This is a genomic window from Roseburia sp. OM04-10BH (assembly GCF_003462605.1).
Lineage (GTDB): Bacteria > Bacillota > Clostridia > Lachnospirales > Lachnospiraceae > Roseburia_C > Roseburia_C amylophila.
In genome coordinates, this window is record NZ_QTZI01000009.1 from 71979 (window position 1) to 89971 (window position 17993).

Annotated in this window: 18 protein-coding genes; 10 read left to right on the plus strand and 8 right to left on the minus strand. The window is 42.4% G+C overall.

All coding sequences use genetic code 11. The features are described 5' to 3' along the window. Positions 1–29: 29 nt before the first annotated feature. The 4 genes from DXB43_RS10250 (at position 30) to DXB43_RS10265 (ending at position 3682) form a co-directional block, all read left to right on the plus strand. Positions 30–1151 (plus strand): sensor histidine kinase, encoded by a 1122-nt coding sequence (locus DXB43_RS10250; RefSeq protein ID WP_117947492.1) that lies wholly within the window; start codon positions 30–32, stop codon positions 1149–1151. Continuing rightward, positions 1148–1765 (plus strand): response regulator transcription factor, encoded by a 618-nt coding sequence (locus DXB43_RS10255; RefSeq protein ID WP_117947493.1) that lies wholly within the window; start codon positions 1148–1150, stop codon positions 1763–1765. The genes DXB43_RS10250 and DXB43_RS10255 overlap by 4 nt, the downstream gene beginning before the upstream one ends. 18 nt (positions 1766–1783) lie before the next feature. Beyond that, entirely contained in the window at positions 1784–2560 is a 777-nt protein-coding gene (locus DXB43_RS10260; protein WP_117947494.1) for a TatD family hydrolase, read from the plus strand. Positions 2561–2842: 282 nt separating this feature from the next. Then, positions 2843–3682: an Rpn family recombination-promoting nuclease/putative transposase gene (locus DXB43_RS10265; protein ID WP_117947495.1), complete on the plus strand. Its 840-nt coding sequence runs from the start codon at positions 2843–2845 to the stop codon at positions 3680–3682. Between the two features lie 192 nt (positions 3683–3874). On the opposite strand, the gene DXB43_RS15930 is transcribed toward DXB43_RS10265, so the two are convergent. The 4 genes from DXB43_RS15930 to DXB43_RS10290 all read right to left on the minus strand — a co-directional run bounded on the left by DXB43_RS15930 (position 3875) and on the right by DXB43_RS10290 (position 6996). After that, positions 3875–4117 (minus strand): FadR/GntR family transcriptional regulator, encoded by a 243-nt coding sequence (locus DXB43_RS15930; RefSeq protein WP_117947497.1) that lies wholly within the window; start codon positions 4115–4117, stop codon positions 3875–3877. Next, positions 4038–4733 (minus strand): aminotransferase class III-fold pyridoxal phosphate-dependent enzyme, encoded by a 696-nt coding sequence (locus tag DXB43_RS10280; protein ID WP_158564742.1) that lies wholly within the window; start codon positions 4731–4733, stop codon positions 4038–4040. The genes DXB43_RS15930 and DXB43_RS10280 overlap by 80 nt, the downstream gene beginning before the upstream one ends. Positions 4734–4825: 92 nt before the next feature. Next, complete coding sequence (locus DXB43_RS10285; protein WP_117947498.1) at positions 4826–5617, minus strand: TIGR03915 family putative DNA repair protein; 792 nt, start codon at positions 5615–5617, stop codon at positions 4826–4828. 47 nt (positions 5618–5664) lie between these two features. Beyond that, positions 5665–6996, minus strand: coding sequence for a putative DNA modification/repair radical SAM protein (locus DXB43_RS10290; RefSeq protein ID WP_199535051.1), 1332 nt, complete (start codon positions 6994–6996; stop codon positions 5665–5667). Positions 6997–7552: 556 nt separating this feature from the next. Between DXB43_RS10290 and rsmA the strand changes: the two genes are divergently transcribed. The 6 genes from rsmA (at position 7553) to DXB43_RS10320 (ending at position 14110) form a co-directional block, all read left to right on the plus strand. Beyond that, the gene (gene rsmA, locus DXB43_RS10295) at positions 7553–8425 is read left to right on the plus strand and encodes a 16S rRNA (adenine(1518)-N(6)/adenine(1519)-N(6))-dimethyltransferase RsmA (protein WP_117842120.1); all 873 of its coding nucleotides are present in this window, start codon (positions 7553–7555) and stop codon (positions 8423–8425) included. A gap of 61 nt (positions 8426–8486) precedes the next feature. After that, entirely contained in the window at positions 8487–9374 is an 888-nt protein-coding gene (locus tag DXB43_RS10300) for a SpoIID/LytB domain-containing protein (protein ID WP_117947500.1), read from the plus strand. A 104-nt stretch (positions 9375–9478) separates the two neighbouring features. Then, positions 9479–10294, plus strand: a complete 816-nt coding sequence (locus DXB43_RS10305; RefSeq protein ID WP_243006671.1) for a M23 family metallopeptidase — start codon at positions 9479–9481, stop codon at positions 10292–10294. A gap of 79 nt (positions 10295–10373) precedes the next feature. After that, positions 10374–11975, plus strand: coding sequence for a GGDEF domain-containing protein (locus DXB43_RS10310; RefSeq protein ID WP_117947502.1), 1602 nt, complete (start codon positions 10374–10376; stop codon positions 11973–11975). A gap of 165 nt (positions 11976–12140) precedes the next feature. Beyond that, complete coding sequence (locus DXB43_RS10315) at positions 12141–12410, plus strand: GIY-YIG nuclease family protein (protein ID WP_117697895.1); 270 nt, start codon at positions 12141–12143, stop codon at positions 12408–12410. Between the two features lie 113 nt (positions 12411–12523). Then, positions 12524–14110, plus strand: coding sequence for a DEAD/DEAH box helicase (locus DXB43_RS10320; protein ID WP_117947503.1), 1587 nt, complete (start codon positions 12524–12526; stop codon positions 14108–14110). 41 nt (positions 14111–14151) lie between these two features. Here the strand turns inward: DXB43_RS10320 and DXB43_RS10325 are convergent, their stop codons facing one another. The 4 genes from DXB43_RS10325 to DXB43_RS10335 all read right to left on the minus strand — a co-directional run bounded on the left by DXB43_RS10325 (position 14152) and on the right by DXB43_RS10335 (position 17860). Then, positions 14152–14373 carry a hypothetical protein gene (locus DXB43_RS10325; RefSeq protein ID WP_147422403.1) on the minus strand — a complete coding sequence of 74 codons (222 nt, stop codon included), beginning with the start codon at positions 14371–14373 and terminating at the stop codon, positions 14152–14154. Positions 14374–14433: 60 nt separating this feature from the next. Then, entirely contained in the window at positions 14434–15036 is a 603-nt protein-coding gene (locus tag DXB43_RS15480) for a response regulator transcription factor (protein ID WP_243006672.1), read from the minus strand. Further along, positions 14972–15445: a hypothetical protein gene (locus DXB43_RS15485; protein ID WP_243006673.1), complete on the minus strand. Its 474-nt coding sequence runs from the start codon at positions 15443–15445 to the stop codon at positions 14972–14974. The genes DXB43_RS15480 and DXB43_RS15485 overlap by 65 nt, the downstream gene beginning before the upstream one ends. Positions 15446–15748: 303 nt before the next feature. Continuing rightward, positions 15749–17860 (minus strand): hypothetical protein, encoded by a 2112-nt coding sequence (locus DXB43_RS10335; RefSeq protein WP_117947505.1) that lies wholly within the window; start codon positions 17858–17860, stop codon positions 15749–15751. Positions 17861–17993 lie beyond the last annotated feature (133 nt).

Sequence of the window (17993 nt, forward strand, 5' to 3'; positions counted from 1 at the left end):
AAGTAGAACCCTAAGGAAGGGGAAGAAAAATGTTAAGAATACTGGATAAGTTACTTCTTTTTGCCATGTGCAGCTGCCTTATTTTCCATTTAGAGGGAGACTACCGCAGAGTTGTAATCTTCATCATTGGTCTGATTGTGGCAGCGTTGACTCTTTATATTGAAAACCGGAAAGTCATTGGTGCATTGCTGATAGCAATGGCAGTACTGTGTCTAATCGAGCCGGGCTTTACTTTTTTGCTGCCGCTGGTATTTTTTGACAGCTTCTGGTTCAGTCTGTGGTGGGGCATGGGATTTGCAGTTTTATTCTTTTATGCACTGCCGGTGTACCAGCCGTGGATGACAGCCATCTGGCTGTTCTTATCATTAGTGGCGGTGCTGTTGGCTCATTGCACCAGGCAGGCAACGGAGTTGAAGCGGAATCTGATACGACTCCGGGATACCAGCACAGAGTTAAGCCTTGTGATGAGGGAGAAGAACCGCAAGCTTTTAGAGGAACAGGATACGGAAATCTATATGGCAACGCTAAAGGAGCGGAACCGGATTGCAAGGGAAATCCATGATAATGTGGGGCATATGCTCTCCCGGGCAATCCTTCAGATGGGAGCACTGAGCACCGTATATGAGGAAGAGCCGCTGCATGGTCAGCTTTTAAAGGTAAATGATACCTTAAATCTTGCCATGAATAATATCCGGGAAAGTGTGCATGATCTGCATGATGATTCCGTGGATTTAAAGCAGGCATTATTAGAGGCAACCCGGGAAATGAAGCAGCATTATCATCTGGATTTAGAATACGATATGTCACAGAATGTTCCACGAAAAGTTAAATATTGTTTTATCGCAGCCGTAAAAGAAGCAATGTCAAATATTGTCAAATACAGCAACGGTGACCGGATTGAGATTGTTCTCAGGGAACATCCGGCACTGTATCAGATGACCATCGAGGACAATGGTACGGATGAGGAAAAGCAGAAAAAGGCAACGGAGCAGATGCGGGAAGAAAAGGATGACCTTAAGAGTGCAGCCGGAGGCATGGGACTTTCGAATATGCGGGAACGTGTGGAGTCGCTGGGCGGAAGCATTCATGTAAACTGCGAAAAAGGTTTTAAAATATTTATATCAATTCGAAAGAAAGAGGAGGCAGTATGAGAGTCCTGATAATAGATGATGACGAAGATGTGGTATTTTCCCTGCAGACCATTCTCTGCGCCAAGGGAGTGGAGGTAGTTGGAACAGGCACCGATGGAAGTGAAGCGGTAAAATTATATGAAGAGCTTCAGCCGGACATTTTATTAATGGATATCCAGATGAAGCCAATGAATGGTCTGGATGCGGCAGAGCAGATTCTTGCAGAAGACAAGACGGCAAGGGTGCTGTTTCTGACCACATTTTCCGATGATGAATATATTGTGGAGGCGTTACGAATCGGTGCGAAAGGCTATTGCCTGAAGCAGGATTTTGCAGCAATTGTTCCATCGTTAAATGCAGTCATGAGCGGACAGAGCGTTTTTGGTGGGGAAATTGTGAATAAGCTTCCGGTTCTGATGCAGAATAAGGAAAGCTTTGACTATGCCAGCTATGATATCAGTGAAAAAGAGCAGGAAATCATTCACCAGGTGGCACTTGGATGCAGCAACAAGGAAATCGCGGAAGCATTATTCTTAAGTGAAGGAACTGTCCGCAACTATATCAGCAGCATATTAGAAAAGCTGTCCCTAAGAGACCGGACGCAGCTGGCGGTATTTTATTACCAGCATTTGTAAAATAGAAAGAGGATTTTTATGATTTTTGAGACACATGCACATTATGATGATGAGAAATTCAAAGAGGACAGAGAACAGCTTGTTTCTTCTCTTCCGGAGCAGAACATAAAGCGGGTAATTAACGTAGGCGCAGACTTTGCCGGCTGCGTGGATAGCGTAGCACTGGCAGAGAAATACGATTATATTTATGCAGCAATCGGAATTCATCCAAGCAATATCGAAGATGCAACGGAAGAAAATTTAGCATGGATAAAGGGAAAGGCTTCCTGGGAGAAAACCGTTGCCATCGGAGAAATCGGGCTTGATTATTATTGGGATAAGGAGCCAACAGTGCAGCAGGCACAGCGGGAAATATTCTGCCGCCAGCTTGCACTGGCAAAAGAAATGAGTCTTCCGGTTATCATTCATTCCAGAGATGCCGCAGAGGATACCATGAAAATTATGCAGCAGGCCCATAAGGATGACATTCCGGGTGTCATTCATTGTTATTCTTATTCCAAGGAAATGGCGAAAGAATATGTGAAAATGGGATATTATATTGGTGTCGGCGGTGTAGTTACCTTCAAAAATGCAAAGAAGTTAAAGGAGACCGTGGCAGAAATCGGACTGCCTCACATTGTATTGGAAACTGACTGTCCCTATATGGCACCGGAACCGCATCGTGGCACCCGGAACGATTCAAGGAATCTTATTTATGTAGTAAAAACCATTGCCGAACTGACCGGAACAACACCGGAAGAAGTGGAAACAGTTACCTGGGAAAATGCCAGAAAATTATTTGGAAAAGTGAAGTAGCCTTCCTGTCAGAAGGGAATCGGATTTTATAAATATTTTACTGTCAATAAATATTTTACTTGTATTATAAATATGCATTTGTTACAATCAACACAAAGCATATATTCTGATTTTCGAGTGGAAAAAGCCAATCTAAATTTCTAGTATCAATTCAATGAATTCTATGCTTTTAAATTCTAATTACAATTTACGAACGCATAGTGCATTGAATAAGCGGAATTTCAGAATCGGAACAGGATATGTAATCCTGCTTTTCCTTGCATTATGGGAAAAGGAGGAAATATGAAAACTTTAGAAGAGCTGAATCTGGTGGATGACTTTCTGGTAAATAGCCTGACCAGTCACAAAATTTATGGGGAACAGTCGGCGAGGTATATTTTGGAGTGTATTCTACACCGGCAGATAGGAAAGCTTACGGTAGTGCCGCAGCGTTTCTTCTGCGGAGAAAATTTGGAAACCCACGGCATTCGGCTGGATGTATATCTGGATGAGGAGAACGGAGAAATCTTTGATATAGAACCAGACCAGAATGGTGGAAAAGAAGAAATCATATCATTACCACGGAGAGTCCGGTTTTACCATGCGAAGATTGATGCAAGCAATCTGAATGCAGGTGATACATATGGGAGTCTTCGGAATGTCATCGTAATTTTTATTACAACTTATGACCCCTTTGGACTGAATCGTATGGTGTATACAATCAAGAATGGTTGTATCGAAGTGCCGGAATTAGAGTATGAGGATGGCGCACAGACCATATTCCTGTATACAAGAGGAAGGGAAGGAAACCCGCCGGAGGAATTAAAACAGCTACTACATTACATGGAGCATTCATCCATAGAGAATGCTTCCACCGAGAGTCTGAAAAAGTTACACCGGATGGTAACAGCAGTCAAGCGGGATGGAGAGGTAGGTCTTGCATATATGAAGAGTTTTGAGAGAGAAGAGAGGATTCGAAGACAGGGCGAAGAAGAAGGAAGAAAAGCTGGACTGGAAGAAGGCATTATAAAACTCAGCCGTAAACTAGGAAAAGAAGATACGGAAATTCTGTCATTATTGCAGGAAGAACTGCAGATAGATGAAGAGCAGGCGAAACTTATATTGGAAAAATATCAGCAATAAGTAAATAAAAAGGGGCAGCACTCCTACTGGAGTAGCTGCCTGATTAATTCTAAGTGTAAGTGGATAGCCATTTTATAAGCATCCATATCCCGGTTCTTAAGGGATAATAAAATTTGTTCATGCTCCTGCTGTGCAGTAATTCTTCCATAAGAGGTATTCCCTTCACCATAATAAATCGATTTACTGATCAGGTTATTCAGTGTCATATAGAAGACACGAAGCGGAAGTGTTCAGGGCAGATTCAACCATATCTACAAGATCCGTTTCATTTGGAAGCGTAACATAATTGCCTTTGCCGATTACATTCGTAACCAGTTTTTTCTCGGTAAGAATCTTGATGGCTTCCCGGATGACATTACGGCTGACTCCATATTGTGTTGCAAGAACACGCTCGGAAGGCAGACAGTCCCTCATCGATTTCTTCTTTTTTGACATTTAATGGAGTGGCAAACCGCATACCATTTCCATTTACGCCACAGTTTAAGGTAAGCATATGGCGTTCTAAGCAGCCTTTCTTTACTTTTGCCCAGATGTCTGGTGCCGGGGTGCCATCCTTATGGGAAAATTCAATGGCAACCATAAGACCGATACCACGGACATCGGAGATGCAAGGATTTCCGCCAAAAGTGGTTCCATGGGTACCAACCGGCCATTTATCCATAATTTCCGGGGTGGAAATCACGGCACTCATTGGAGGACCGCCTGCAATGGCTTTACCAACTGTCATAATATCAGGTACAACGTCGAAGTTCTGGCTTGCCCACATTTTGCCGGTACGTCCGTAGCCACACTGGATTTCGTCGAAAATCAGGAGAATACCATGTTTATCACAAATTTCACGGACACTCTGTACGAATTTCCTGGAAGGAACGACATAGCCGCCTTCACCCATAACCGGTTCCATATAAATGCAGGCAACATCTTCCGGATAGACAACATATTTCAATAATTTATTCAGCTCAAACAGTGCATAATCGGTACGTTCTTCTTCTGTCATACCGGCAGGACACAAATCTTTTCCAGGATATGACGCAAAGTAGACATTATCCAGTTTATGGTTTCATCTGCATGTACTCTGCTGCCGGGTAATGTCTGCCGGGTAGAGACTGCCAGGTAAAGTCTGACAGAAAACAATAGAAACATTTATTTACCGGATGCCAGTTCCACCGTGTCTTTCCAGAATCGTTTTGGAATATTCTGACTTTGCAGCTTCGGATTCTTTCTTGCTTCAATGGCAATGCTGTCAAAGAAACCGCACCAGAGCTTCTGGTATTCCTTCTCGGCAGGGGAAAGCCGTGTGATAACGTCCGGATTTAAATTGGATGCATCCGTAAAGAAGTATCCACTGCCGGCTTTGTGAATGGCGGCAATCTGGTGTGTTGCGTCATAAATCATAAAATGTTCCTGTGGAAGGCGGTCAGTAAAATGTTCTGCCAGAACGGAAATCACCTGATTCTTAGGGTGGATGGTAGAAAACAGGACTCCGTTTTCCAGTTCCTGAAAACGTAAAAAACCAAGCAGATGGTGGGCTTCATTTCCGGTGGAACGACTTAGTTCAAAGACTCTTGCAATATAAGGATTGCCAAGAGCCTGTAAAATCCGATGACCATCCGCTAAAGAAAATCCATATAAGAGTGTACGGTAAATGCAGTCGGCTTTGTCCGGGTGCTCATTTTTTTTCTTATCATCATGGGCAAGAACCGCCTGAAGAATATCCTGATAGACCTCCATGCCAAGACGGGCAATAATGGTGCGTCCGACCTTTTCGCTCTTTTCGGAATCCGGTGCTACCGTAATATATTCAGAAAAGAGTTCGTAAGTTATCGTATCATTGATACAAAGCTTTATATTTTTGTGCCCATATCTGCTGGCCCAGGCATCATAGATGCCGGTAAAGATGCCATCGATGGAATCTTCACAGAGAAATATATGCATAAGAAAAAGTCCTTTCCTGTTTACTGAAAAATCATGGTTATAGCAGTTTATCCGACGCATAAATCGTTGGTGGTCAGTTTAAAATCACTTAAAGCATCTTCATCGAAGAAGGAAATCTGCTTATAACTGAAATCCCGTATTTCCTTCGGAATCTGAGTTATATCCTGCATCAGACAGCTGCAGATATAATCTTCATTTTGTGGAATGGAATACATCATACGACCGGAGCAGGTAATAAAGTAGGCAGCCCGTTTTAAGACAACTCCGATTTTCTTTAAATCGGAAAAATCAAGGCGGCTGTGACGGCGGGCTTTTACAATACGGTTGGCAGATTTCACACCAATGCCCGGAACACGTAGTAAGGTGTTGTAATCTGCCCGGTTAATCTCTACCGGAAAGGCTTCTAAGTGGCGGAGTGCCCAATCGCATTTCGGGTCTAAGAAGATATTAAAATCCGGACGGTCTTCGCTTAATAGCTCTCCGGCAGAAAAACCATAGAAGCGAAGCAGCCAGTCTGCCTGATACAGGCGGTGCTCCCGCAGAAGGGGTGGACCACCGGGAAGGGTTGGCAGATTGGAATTATGATTTACATTGACAAAGGCTGAGTAGAAGACTCGTTTCAACTGGAAATTCTGGTATAAGCCTTCTGCTACCTTCATAATCTGATAATCGTTTTCCGGGGTGGCACCGATAATCATCTGGGTGCTTTGGCCTGCCGGTACAAATTTCGGGGTCTTATGGTAAACCATCAGCTCATTCTGATTTTCCATAATGCCATTTTGAATCAGACGCATGGGCTTTAAGATGGTTTTGCGGGACTTATTTGGTGCAAGAGCCTTCAGTCCGTCTGCGGTCGGAAGCTCCAGATTAATGCTCATACGGTCAGCAAGAAAGCCTACTTTTTCAATGAGAACCGGGTCGGCACCGGGAATAGCTTTTACATGAATATATCCGTTAAAATGATGGCGGACACGGAGCTGGTAAAGTGTCTGATAAATCAGTTCCATAGTATAATTCGGGCTGATGAGAATACCGGAGCTTAAGAAAAGACCTTCAATATAATTTCTGCGGTAAAATTCCATGGTAAGGGTACAGACTTCGTCCGGTGTAAAGGAAGCCCTCGGCACATCATTGTTGCAGTTATTCTGGCAGTAGGCACAGCGGAAAATGCATTCATTGGTAAAAAGAATCTTAAGCAGGGAAATACAGCGTCCATCGGCAGAGAAGGTATGGCAGATTCCGGGAGAAATGGAATTACCCAAGCCATGGCCGTTTCCCTTGCGGTCTACACCGCTGGAGGTACAGGCAACATCATATTTGGCGGCATCCGAAAGGATGGTCAGTTTTTCCAATAAAGACATGTTTTCTGTTATATTCAAAGCAATCACCTTTTCTTTTTCTATCAAATATATAGAAGCACTTGCAAAGGAAGTAGTGGTGGAAGCCTGTCCTGTTTTAATGATTTATCAGATAAGAGCAGCCTTGTTCATCAAACGTCAGATGCCGCATAATGCCTGCAAAGGGCACTAGGAATTTCTTTGTAGTATGTAGTTTTATCCGGCAACCGGCACAAATTCACATCCCTGTTCATATGTGCCTCGCTGGTACATCCTTGTACCAGCGTTGCCTGCTTTCAGATGAAATTCCAAGTGCCCCTAGCAGCCCTTATCAGGCATCTGTCCTTCGATGAACAGTGCCGCTTTTCCATAAGAAAAAGACAAGACAGGCTTCCAGCCATCCATCTTCCATTGTAAGTTTTATGAAAATCCCCAATAATAGTTGCGTAGAACTATTTTCCTCTGTTATCATAAAAAGGACTGGACAAATCAGAACATTTGTTCTAAAATGATTGTAACACAGAAAAATGCAGTTGGCAACAAAAAACGAACATTTATTCGAAAAAGATAGAAAGAGCGGTTGAATAAAGGAGCAGGCATGGCAGAATTAGGAAATCCACAGAATACAATAGAGGTACTGCAGAAGTACCGGTTTAATTTTCAGAAGAAATTCGGACAGAATTTTTTGATAGATACTCATGTGCTGGATAAGATTATCGATGCATCCGGAGTGACGGAGGATGATTTTGTATTGGAGATTGGTCCGGGAATCGGAACTATGACACAGTATCTTTGCGAGAGGGCAAGAGAAGTGGTTGCGGTGGAGATAGATAAGAATCTGATTCCGATTTTGTCGGACACACTGAAGAATTATTCCAATGTAACAGTAATTAATGAAGATATTTTAAAGCTTGATATCTGTAAGCTGGCAGAAGAGAAGAACCAGGGAAAGCCAATCAAGGTAGTGGCGAATCTGCCTTATTATATTACCACACCGATTATTATGGGACTGTTTGAGAGCCATGTGCCAATCGACAGCATTACGATTATGGTGCAGAAGGAAGTGGCAGAACGTATGCAGGAGGGACCGGGAAGCAAGGAATATGGAGCACTTTCCCTTGCAGTACAGTATTATGCCAGACCGGAAATCGTGGCAAACGTACCACCAAATTGTTTTATGCCAAGACCGAATGTGGGCAGTGCGGTTATCCGGTTGACCCGTCATGAGAAGCCGCCGGTAGAAGTGGAAGATGAGAAGCTGATGTTCCGCATTATCCGGGCATCCTTTAACCAGCGCAGAAAGACACTGGCAAACGGACTGAATAATTCCCCGGAGATACATTTGCCGAAAGAGGTAATACAGGAAAGTATCGTAAGCCTTGGAGTTCCGGAGAACATTCGTGGAGAGGCACTGTCCTTAGAGCAGTTTGCGGAACTTTCCAATGAGATAGGACAGCGTATGAAACAGTAATATTTTACTGGTATACATCCATTTCTGTTACATATATATGTAGAACAGGAGTGGACAGGATATGAAAGAAAAAATAAAAATGATACTGTGTCTGTGTCTGATTATTGCAGGATTACCGATACTTATGACCCTGGTGTTCCAGGGAGATGAGATATTATTGGATACAGACAGCAATGAAATACAACATAAGAGCAGTCATCCCGATGAAGAAGAGAAGATGGCTGCTCTTGTGTCTATTCTGGCACGGGATATCCCGGTTACCTATGAAGAAGAAGCGATTCGTGCGCAGGCAGTTATTGTGCGGACCAATTATGAATATGCCCTGTCGCAGGGAAAAGCACCGGAGACGGGACTGAGTGTTGCAGAGCAGACCAAATTGTTTGGAAATGAAAATTATAATCGATATTATCAGAAATTAGAAAATTGCCTGATAGATACCGAGGGGGAAGTCTTAACATATCAGGGACAGGAAATTGAGGCTCCCTATTTTGCAGTCAGTGCAGAGAAAACGAGAGGGACAGAGCTTCCTTATCTCAAAAGTGTGGAATCCATATGGGACATTACATCAGAGGATTTTCTTAAGGTGGAATTCTATGATGCAGGAGAACTGGTGGATACCTGCAATCAGGCATTTCCGGAAGCAGGACTTACAGCGGAGGACTGGGTGAATACGCTGGTGGTGACAGAGCGGGAAGAAAGCGGATATGTAAAAACCATACAGGTTGGGAACAGTAGTGTCAGCGGGGAGGAATTCCGCAAGGCATTTTCCCTGAATTCCGCCTGTTTTTATATCAGGGAAATCAATGGCAGGGTACGTATTGTGACCAAAGGTTTAGGACACGGTTATGGACTTAGCATATATGGAGCAAATGAGATGGCAAAAGAGGGAAAAACTTATCAGGAAATTTTAAGTTATTATTATTCCGGAATTGAAATTACAAAAAAATGAAATATAAAAAAGAATAATATATAAAAAAGAATAATATATAAAAAAGAATAATATATGAAAAAACTGTTCATACTTATAAAAAATAAGATATGGATGGTGAGAAAATGAAAGGAAGAAGATCATGGATGATTGCCCTGGCTGTCATGGTACTGGCAGCAGGAGCAATGACAGCAGTATATAATTATTCCCAGAAGGAAGAAAAAAAGCAGCAGGAAAATGTTGCAGATAAGGATGCAGGAAAAGACAAAGGCAATAAGAAAGAAGATGGAGCTTCGGATGATTTTGTGGCAACGCTTCCAAAGACAGAGGAAGAAGCATCGGAGAAACTGGCAGAAGCAGACAGTATCATAAAACCTTCTGATAACGCAGTTGCTTCAAAGGATTCGGATGGACAGGCACAGTCCGACAGCGGGCAGACGGAAGAAGAAAATGTAACAAATGCAGCGGCTGAGGCAGAAAATGAGCCAGAGACAAAGGCGGCAGCAGCCACCACAAAAACACTGCATTTTGCGGAAGAGGATGGATTAAACTGGCCATTACAGGGTAATGTAGTCTTAAATTACAGCATGGATCAGACCGTGTATTTTGCAACGCTGGATCAGTATAAATATAATCCGGCAGTGATTATTGCCGGAGAAGTAAATGACAGGGTATCCGCAGCCGCAGAAGGAAAGATAACGGATATTTCCAACAGTGCTGTCACAGGATGTACCGTGACTATGGATTTAGGAGATGGTTATAGTGCTATTTACGGGCAGCTTAAGGAAGTGCCGTATGAAGTGGGCGACATTGTCGGCAAAGGAAAACTGGTAGGTTATATTGCAGAACCGACGAAATATTATTCCGTGGAAGGAAGTAATCTTTATTTTGCCTTGCAGAAAGATGGCGAACCGGTAGACCCGGTAAGCTTCTTTGAGTAAAAGAGCCATACTTGAAAAAAGAGCCGCATACCTATATAATAAAAGACATTAAAAAATACGAAAAAGGGTGCGCAAAAAGATGGATTTTAATGCTTACAGCAGCGAAGTATTGGAATGGTTAGAGGGTGTCCGGAAGAATCGGGGAACAGATGCCGAAAAAACATTGATGCTATGTAAAAATATAAGAGATTATGCCAGAGAGCAGGATGATGAGAAACTGTTAGGCTATGCCTATTATTACAGTGGCGAGACATATTATCTTCTGAATGATGTGGATAAACTGTTTCGCAATCTTTCCTGTTCCCTGCCATACCTGGAGCATTCCAGACAGCATGGTTTATTGGCAAGAGCCTATAATATTCTTGCCATTACGTCCATGAATCGTGGAAATGCTCCTTTTGCCATGGATTATTATCTGAATGCCAGAATGTATTGTGAAAAATATAAATTATATGATATTGGTATTATTATCAATATTAATATCGGTATGCTTTACAATAATTTTGGGGAATACCGACAGGCAGAAAAATATTTAGGGCAGGCATATGATTTATTACAGAAGAATAAGGAAATACCGGAATATTACAGTTATCTTCTGAATATCTATATAGGACTGGGAAACAGCTGCTTTTATCAGGAAGAGTATATGCAGGCACAGGAATATGCACTGCGGGCAAAAGAGGTGTGCAGTGGACATCTGGAAGAGTTAGAGCAGATTGCCTTTGCCTGCTTTGAAGCAAGACTCTGTAATGCCATGGGAAAGAAAGAAGAATGTGACCGGAATATAGCAATTGTGCAGAAGGTATCAGATACCAGAATGCCGATTCTTGATATTTTTGATGATCTTTATGCTTATTGTGAGATGCTGTTAGATACCAGAAAGGAAGAGGAATTCTGGAAATTAGTAGAACTTTTAGAGAAGATGGCAAGGGAAGCTAAGATTATTTATATGCAGAAGCGGATTCTGACTTTAAAAATCCGTTATTATAAGCGGCAGGAAAAGAATCGTGAATATCTGCAGGCATGCGGTTTGTTTTTTGAATTGTCCGAGATACTGGAAAAAGAGAATAAATATATCATGACCTGCATCTTAGATATGCGTTATGCATTGGAAGAGACGAACCACAGCAGAAAGAAGATGGAAAAAGAAAACAGGATTCTCTTAGAGCAGTCCCAGACCGATGCACTGACCGGAATCCCAAATCGCTATCGGTTAGAACAGCATGCGCAGAAGGTATTCGAACATGCCATAGCAGAGAAAATTCCAGTGGCAGTGGAAATACTGGATATCGATTATTTTAAACAATATAATGATAACTATGGGCATCAGAAGGGTGATTTATGTATCTGCCGTGTAGCAAAGGAAATTCAAAAGTTAGCGGAAAAGGATGATATTTTCTGTGCACGGTATGGAGGGGATGAATTCATTTTAATTTATGAGGGATATTCCAGAGAAGCCGTAGTCATTCTTACAGAAAAATTAAAACGTAGTATCCGTGACCTTGATATGGAGCACGCTTTTTCAGAGGCACAGCATTATGTATCCATTTCCCAGGGGGTCTGTTATGATATACCGGATGAGGACAGAACGATGAAGAACTTTTTGCAGAAAGCCGATGATTTACTCTATCAGGTAAAGGAAGAAAACCGGGGAGGAATCTGTATTGGAAGCTGTCGGTAAATGGAACATACATAAGAAAACTGCATAAGATAAAATGTAACGGCCAAAAATCCGCAATCGATACTTTTTTACCAGTTTATGGAATATGAGTAAGATACTTTTTTGGTCGATTGCTTTATATAGAGATAAGACTGGGCGGTGCCCGGTCTACATAGGAAGGATTACATGAAAGAGAAACATAATTACACTTATATGGTGCTCTGCCGGGATGGGAGCCTCTATACCGGCTGGACGACTGATATCGACAAGCGGATTGAAGCACATAACAGTGGAAAAGGAGCAAAGTATACCAGAAACCGGGGACCGGTGGAGCTGCGGTATTTAGAGGAATCCGGGACGAAGGAGGAGGCCATGCAGAAGGAAGCAGCCTATAAAAAGCTGACCAGAAAGCAGAAGGATGCGCTGATTTTGTCGAAGAAAAATCTGTTGCAGTAAATTGACAAGCAAAAAACAGTCTGTTATGATTAGCCGCGGTGGCTTTTTATAAAGTGACTGGAGAACAGGTTACTGACAGATGGGAAAAAGTTCCCGCAACAGGAAGGAAAAGAATGAATACAATCAGATTTGATGAATTAGATTTAAATCCGCAGATTTTAAGAGGAATTGCGGACATGGGATTTGAAGAGGCAACACCGATTCAGAGCCAGGCAATCCCGGTGGTTTTATCAGGTGTGGACGTTATCGGACAGGCTCAGACCGGAACCGGCAAGACAGCAGCTTTTGGAATTCCGATTTTACAGAAAGTAGACCCGTCTTTACGGAAAACGCAGGTTTTGATTTTATCTCCCACCAGAGAGCTCGCCATTCAGGTGGCAGACGAAATCCGTAAGCTGGCAAAATATATGCACGGTGTAAAAGTGCTGCCAGTGTATGGTGGACAGGACATTTCCCGCCAGATTAAAGCCCTAAAGGGTGGCGTACAGATTATTATCGGAACACCGGGACGCTTGATGGACCATCTTCGCAGAAAGACCATCCGCCCGGATTTTGTCCATACCATCGTCTTGGATGAAGCGGATGAAATGTTAAATATGGGATTCCGTGAGGACATAGAAACTGTATTAGAATATATTCCGGGAGAGCATCAGACCGTACTGTTTTCTGCAACCATGCCAAAGCCGATTCTTGACATTACAAGAAAATACCAGCATGATGCAGTCAATATCAAGGTTGTAAAAAAGGAACTCACCGTAGCCAACATTGACCAGTACTACTATGATGTAAAGCGCAAGGATAAAGTGGATGTCCTTACGAGACTTTTGGATTATTATAATCCGAAGCTTTCATTGGTATTCTGTAATACCAAGAAAATGGTAGATGAGCTGGCAACGGAATTATCCGGCAGAGGCTATAGTGCAGAGGGACTTCATGGAGATATGAAGCAGTCCCAGAGAGACCGGGTCATGAATAATTTCCGGAAAGGAAAGACGGATATTCTTATTGCAACGGATGTGGCAGCAAGAGGAATTGACGTAGATGATGTAGAAGCGGTATTTAATTATGACCTGCCGCAGGATGATGAATATTATGTACATCGAATCGGAAGAACCGGACGTGCAGGCCGTTGTGGTAAGGCATTTTCTTTTGTGAAAGGCAAGGAAGTCTATAAATTAAAAGATATCCAGCGTTACTGCAAGACAAAGATTTTAGCACAGCCGATTCCATCCACTGATGATGTGGCACAGATAAAAGCTGAAAATATCATGGAACAGATTGGAACTATCATTGAGGAAGAGAATCTTTCTGATATGATAGAGCTGATTGAGAAGCAGGTAAATGAAGCTGATTATACTGCCATGGATATTGCAGCAGCTTTCCTCTATCAGGCAATGGGTGCAGGGGAGAGTTCTTCTGAAAAAGAAGAATACGACTTTGCCAATACCGGTGCAGAAGAGGGAATGGTAAGACTGTTTATCAACATTGGAAAGAAAGACAAGATTAAGCCGGGAGATATTCTTGGCGCCATCGCCGGAGAGTCCGGTATGCCGGGAAGACTGGTGGGAGCCATTGATATGTTTGATAAATATACCTTTGTGGAAGTACCAGGAGAATATGGCAAAGAAGTCTTAAATGCCATGAAGCATGCGAAAATAAAGGGGAAAGCCGTCAATATGGAACCGGCAAACCAGAAATAAACAAAAAAAGAGGGACACGATTTACGTGTCCCTCGCAGTTTTTATACCCGTGAAAACATTTTCTTAAGAAGGGGGTTCAAAGGCTGTATATGGGAAGGGTTCAGACCGTTGATGTCAATGGTATAAGAGCCGTTAATCTGTCGTCCCAGACCAAATCCTAAGAGAACCGTCTTGTCAATCTGATACATATCCCCGTAGTTATACTGATTATAAATATCGTCAAGGGAAAACAGTTCATAGGTCGCACCGTTATTTTCCGGCATGGAAAATACCACGGTTTTCACACCGGTCTGTGGATTTATATAAACCTTCTCCTTCGTATATCATTGATTTACAAAATTTTTTATTTTATCCCGTTTATCGATACCTAACTTTTCCAGAATTCCTGATATATAATGCTTAACTGTGTTCATTGAAAATCCTAAATATTCTGCAATTTCCTGATTGGTCCAGTTCCGGCATGCCAGCATTGCAATGGAAAACTCCAATGGAGACAGGAGATCCGTCACTGTTTTTTGCATCTTAGGATTGTGGATTTTCATCCAGCTACGACTAAATGAGATTATCCCGCCTGCCAACTGCTTATAAATCTCTGGTTCTTTTTTTCGGACACAGACCTCCAATAATCCCTGTAACAGCCCATGATACTCAATAAATGGCTCCCAAAATCTATCCGGTCTGGCCATTTCCCATGCAGAATTTACTGAGTGTATGGCTTCTTTTTGTTCTTTCAGATTAATCTGACACATTGCCTGTACACACTTCAGATATATTATGGGGATGGGATATGTCGTATCTGCCATCAAAAAAGCTCCCTGGACAAGCCCCTTTGCCCGGGCATATTCCTGCCTTAAATAAGTTTCATGTGCCAGAAGGCTGATTGCAAACAATCTCTGTCCGGTCGGAAGATATGGGATATACTGCAAGAAACGGCGGCACCTTTTTTTCTGGCGTAATATGAAGAAAAATATTAGTTACATAATAGGCAAACAGACAGGACGCCTTTTGCTCCATCGTTGCATTTTCCTGTACCACCTGAACCATGCATCGCTGTATATCCTCTCTGGCCTGTTGTGCCGCTCTGGAATCTCCAATTGTCAGATTGGCAAAGGTATAGAGCATATCTGCAGATAAACGAAGCATGATATCTTCTTGTGACAAATATGGTTTCACAGTCGCTGCACACAGTTCTGCATTGGCAGAAAAGTAATAATATTCTGCTAATGCAATCTGTGCTGATTCTTTATCTTCCATTTCTTTAATTACTTTTTCAGCGTTTCCTGGCTCAAATGTGCTTCCGGTTAAAGGAAGTACGGCTCTGTCCGATAATATCATCGTATCCCCGTTCCTTTCAATGAAAAATTTTCCTATCCCAATTTTTGATTGCTTTAATGATTCCAGATATATTTAAGTATATCACAAGTGGGGCATATAGCACATTTTTTCTTCCTGACACCACAATCATGAACACTACAATCCCGGTACTCCTTTTTTGATAACATGACCATCATTTTCTGGTAATACAATGGTTCCATATTGGAGCATTTTTGACGGAATGAAAGATGCTCTCTATATAACGTTTCCTGTAAAATGATACAGTTTGTTACATAGAGAGCATTTTTATGGGGTAATATTTATTTACAAATGTTTCTTTTTACGATAATAAACGGTACCAGCAATAATAATTTCTGAAACAATCAGCCATGCCGCCCATACCAAAGGATTATTATAATCCCCTGTTTTCGGAGACTTATCCGTAGTCTGCTTTGTATTAGTTTGAGTTGCAGGCTGGGTATTTGAGGCTGTAGCCGTTTCCTGATTTTTATTGTCTGGATTCTGGTTTACGCTTGCCTGGATGGTAAACGTAGTACTTGCAGAACCATCTGTCCACAACATTTCCAGGTTATGTGTTCCGGCAGTCAGTGTATTCAGGTAAGAGGATTTCAAAGTAACAATGGTTGAACCGGACTTCACATCATAATTATCTTTTCCAATCTGAACACCATCTACTTTGATTCCGGCAAATTTAGAGAACTCTGCATCCACCCGGATGGTAAGGCTGTTGCCACTCTGCAGGACATAGCTGCTTTCAGTTCCTTCTATAATTTTATAAGAAGTTTTGGTTTCTTCAGTTCCGGTTTTTACCGGCGGAATTTCGACTGCAGTTTTAGCATAATTACAAACTGTACACTGCTCATGCTTAGAACCTTTTTCCGTAGACGTAGCTTCCTTGTCGATTACCCAGGTAAAGCTATGTCCGGATTGATTTATTTTTTCACCACATTCACAGGTATTCCAATGATTATCCGCATCGGAATGCCATCCGGTACGGTCTGCTGTATGCTCTGCTGATTTTGCGATTACAACATCCAAAGAAGTAATCATATTTGCTCCACTTGCATCACTGAAATAACCACCGCAATTTGCACAGACCCAATATTGTATATTTCCCTCTGTCAGATGGGTTGCTTCTTTTCTGCCAACCTTAGACAGTGTATGTCCGCCAAGATAACTGCCGCAGATATTTGAGAGCAGGGAGGTTGTGTCTGCTGCCTTAATCTGGTTGGAACCAGGTGTTCCACTATCCGCACCTACATCATTGAGTGAAGGGTTCTTCTTTTTATCAAAAGCACAGCCAGCAGTGGTGCCATTATTATCATATCCAATGAATCCACCCGGTGCAATTGTTGGATGAGAACCTGTTACAGTACCTGCAGCATTACAGTTCTGAATATTTCCTTCGGTATTTGTACCGGAAAAGCCACCGGTTTTCGGCTCCCAGCCTGCCACCGTACTCTTTACATTACCATAGGAAACACTGTTACGAATCTTTCCTTTTTCCAGGTATCCGACAAAACCACCGGTATCCCAGTTATTTGCCTCAACATTGCCATAAGATGCACAATGCTCTATTTCCACACTGGCGTCGGACTTAAATACACATCCGGCAAACCCGCCGGTTGACCATCCTCCGGATACGCTGCCTTTGGCGGTACAGTTTTTGTAGGAGCCCTGGAAAACATTTCCGATGAATCCACCACTGATACACCTTCCTGTCACAGTAACATCCGCGGAACAATCCGAAACATGGGCACGGCTTGCATCACCAATCAGCCCTCCGGCATACATCTTGGAGTCTACCTGTCCGGTTCCCTGACAGTTTTCTACTCCAACAAAGGTAGCTCTGGAACCACCCATCGTTGTAAGCGAACCTACCAGCACTCCGGCACCGTAAATATCCGGACTGGCATTTGCATCCGTGGAATTTCCGGCATAGATGGTAGCATTTTTAATACAGAAATTTTTCAGTACTGTTTCATCAGATACAGCTACTACGACACCAAACAAGCCGGCACAGACGTTATTTCCCCGTTCATCCACATATAAGCCTGTAATGACCTGATTATTTCCATCGAAATATTCTGAAAAAGCTTTGGAACTTGCATTTCCATAACCGATAGGAATCCATCTCTTTCCGCTCAAATCAATTGGAGCGGTCAACTTAAAATATTCCCCCAAATGTGTTTGCTCAGGTACTCCAGAATTTACTTCTGATGCCAGCTTTGCAAGCTGTCCTGCCGTAGCAATCTGATATGGATCATCCTTTGTACCGCTGCCGCCAGCAAAGTCAGCTGCCGTAAAATCTGTCCATTTCTCTGTTGTAACATCTGCCCGGGAAGTTATCGGTGTCAGTGTAAACAACATACAGACTACCAAAACCAAACCTAGTAACTTTTTTCTTTTTCCCATAATTCGTCCTTTCCCTTTAATGATTTTTAGTAAGATTCAAACCGACAAAATCAAGGTTTACGATTTTATTTTACCAATTTCATTTTCCTTTGGACATGCCCGTTTTGACAGAAAAAAGTGCCTGTTTTATTGT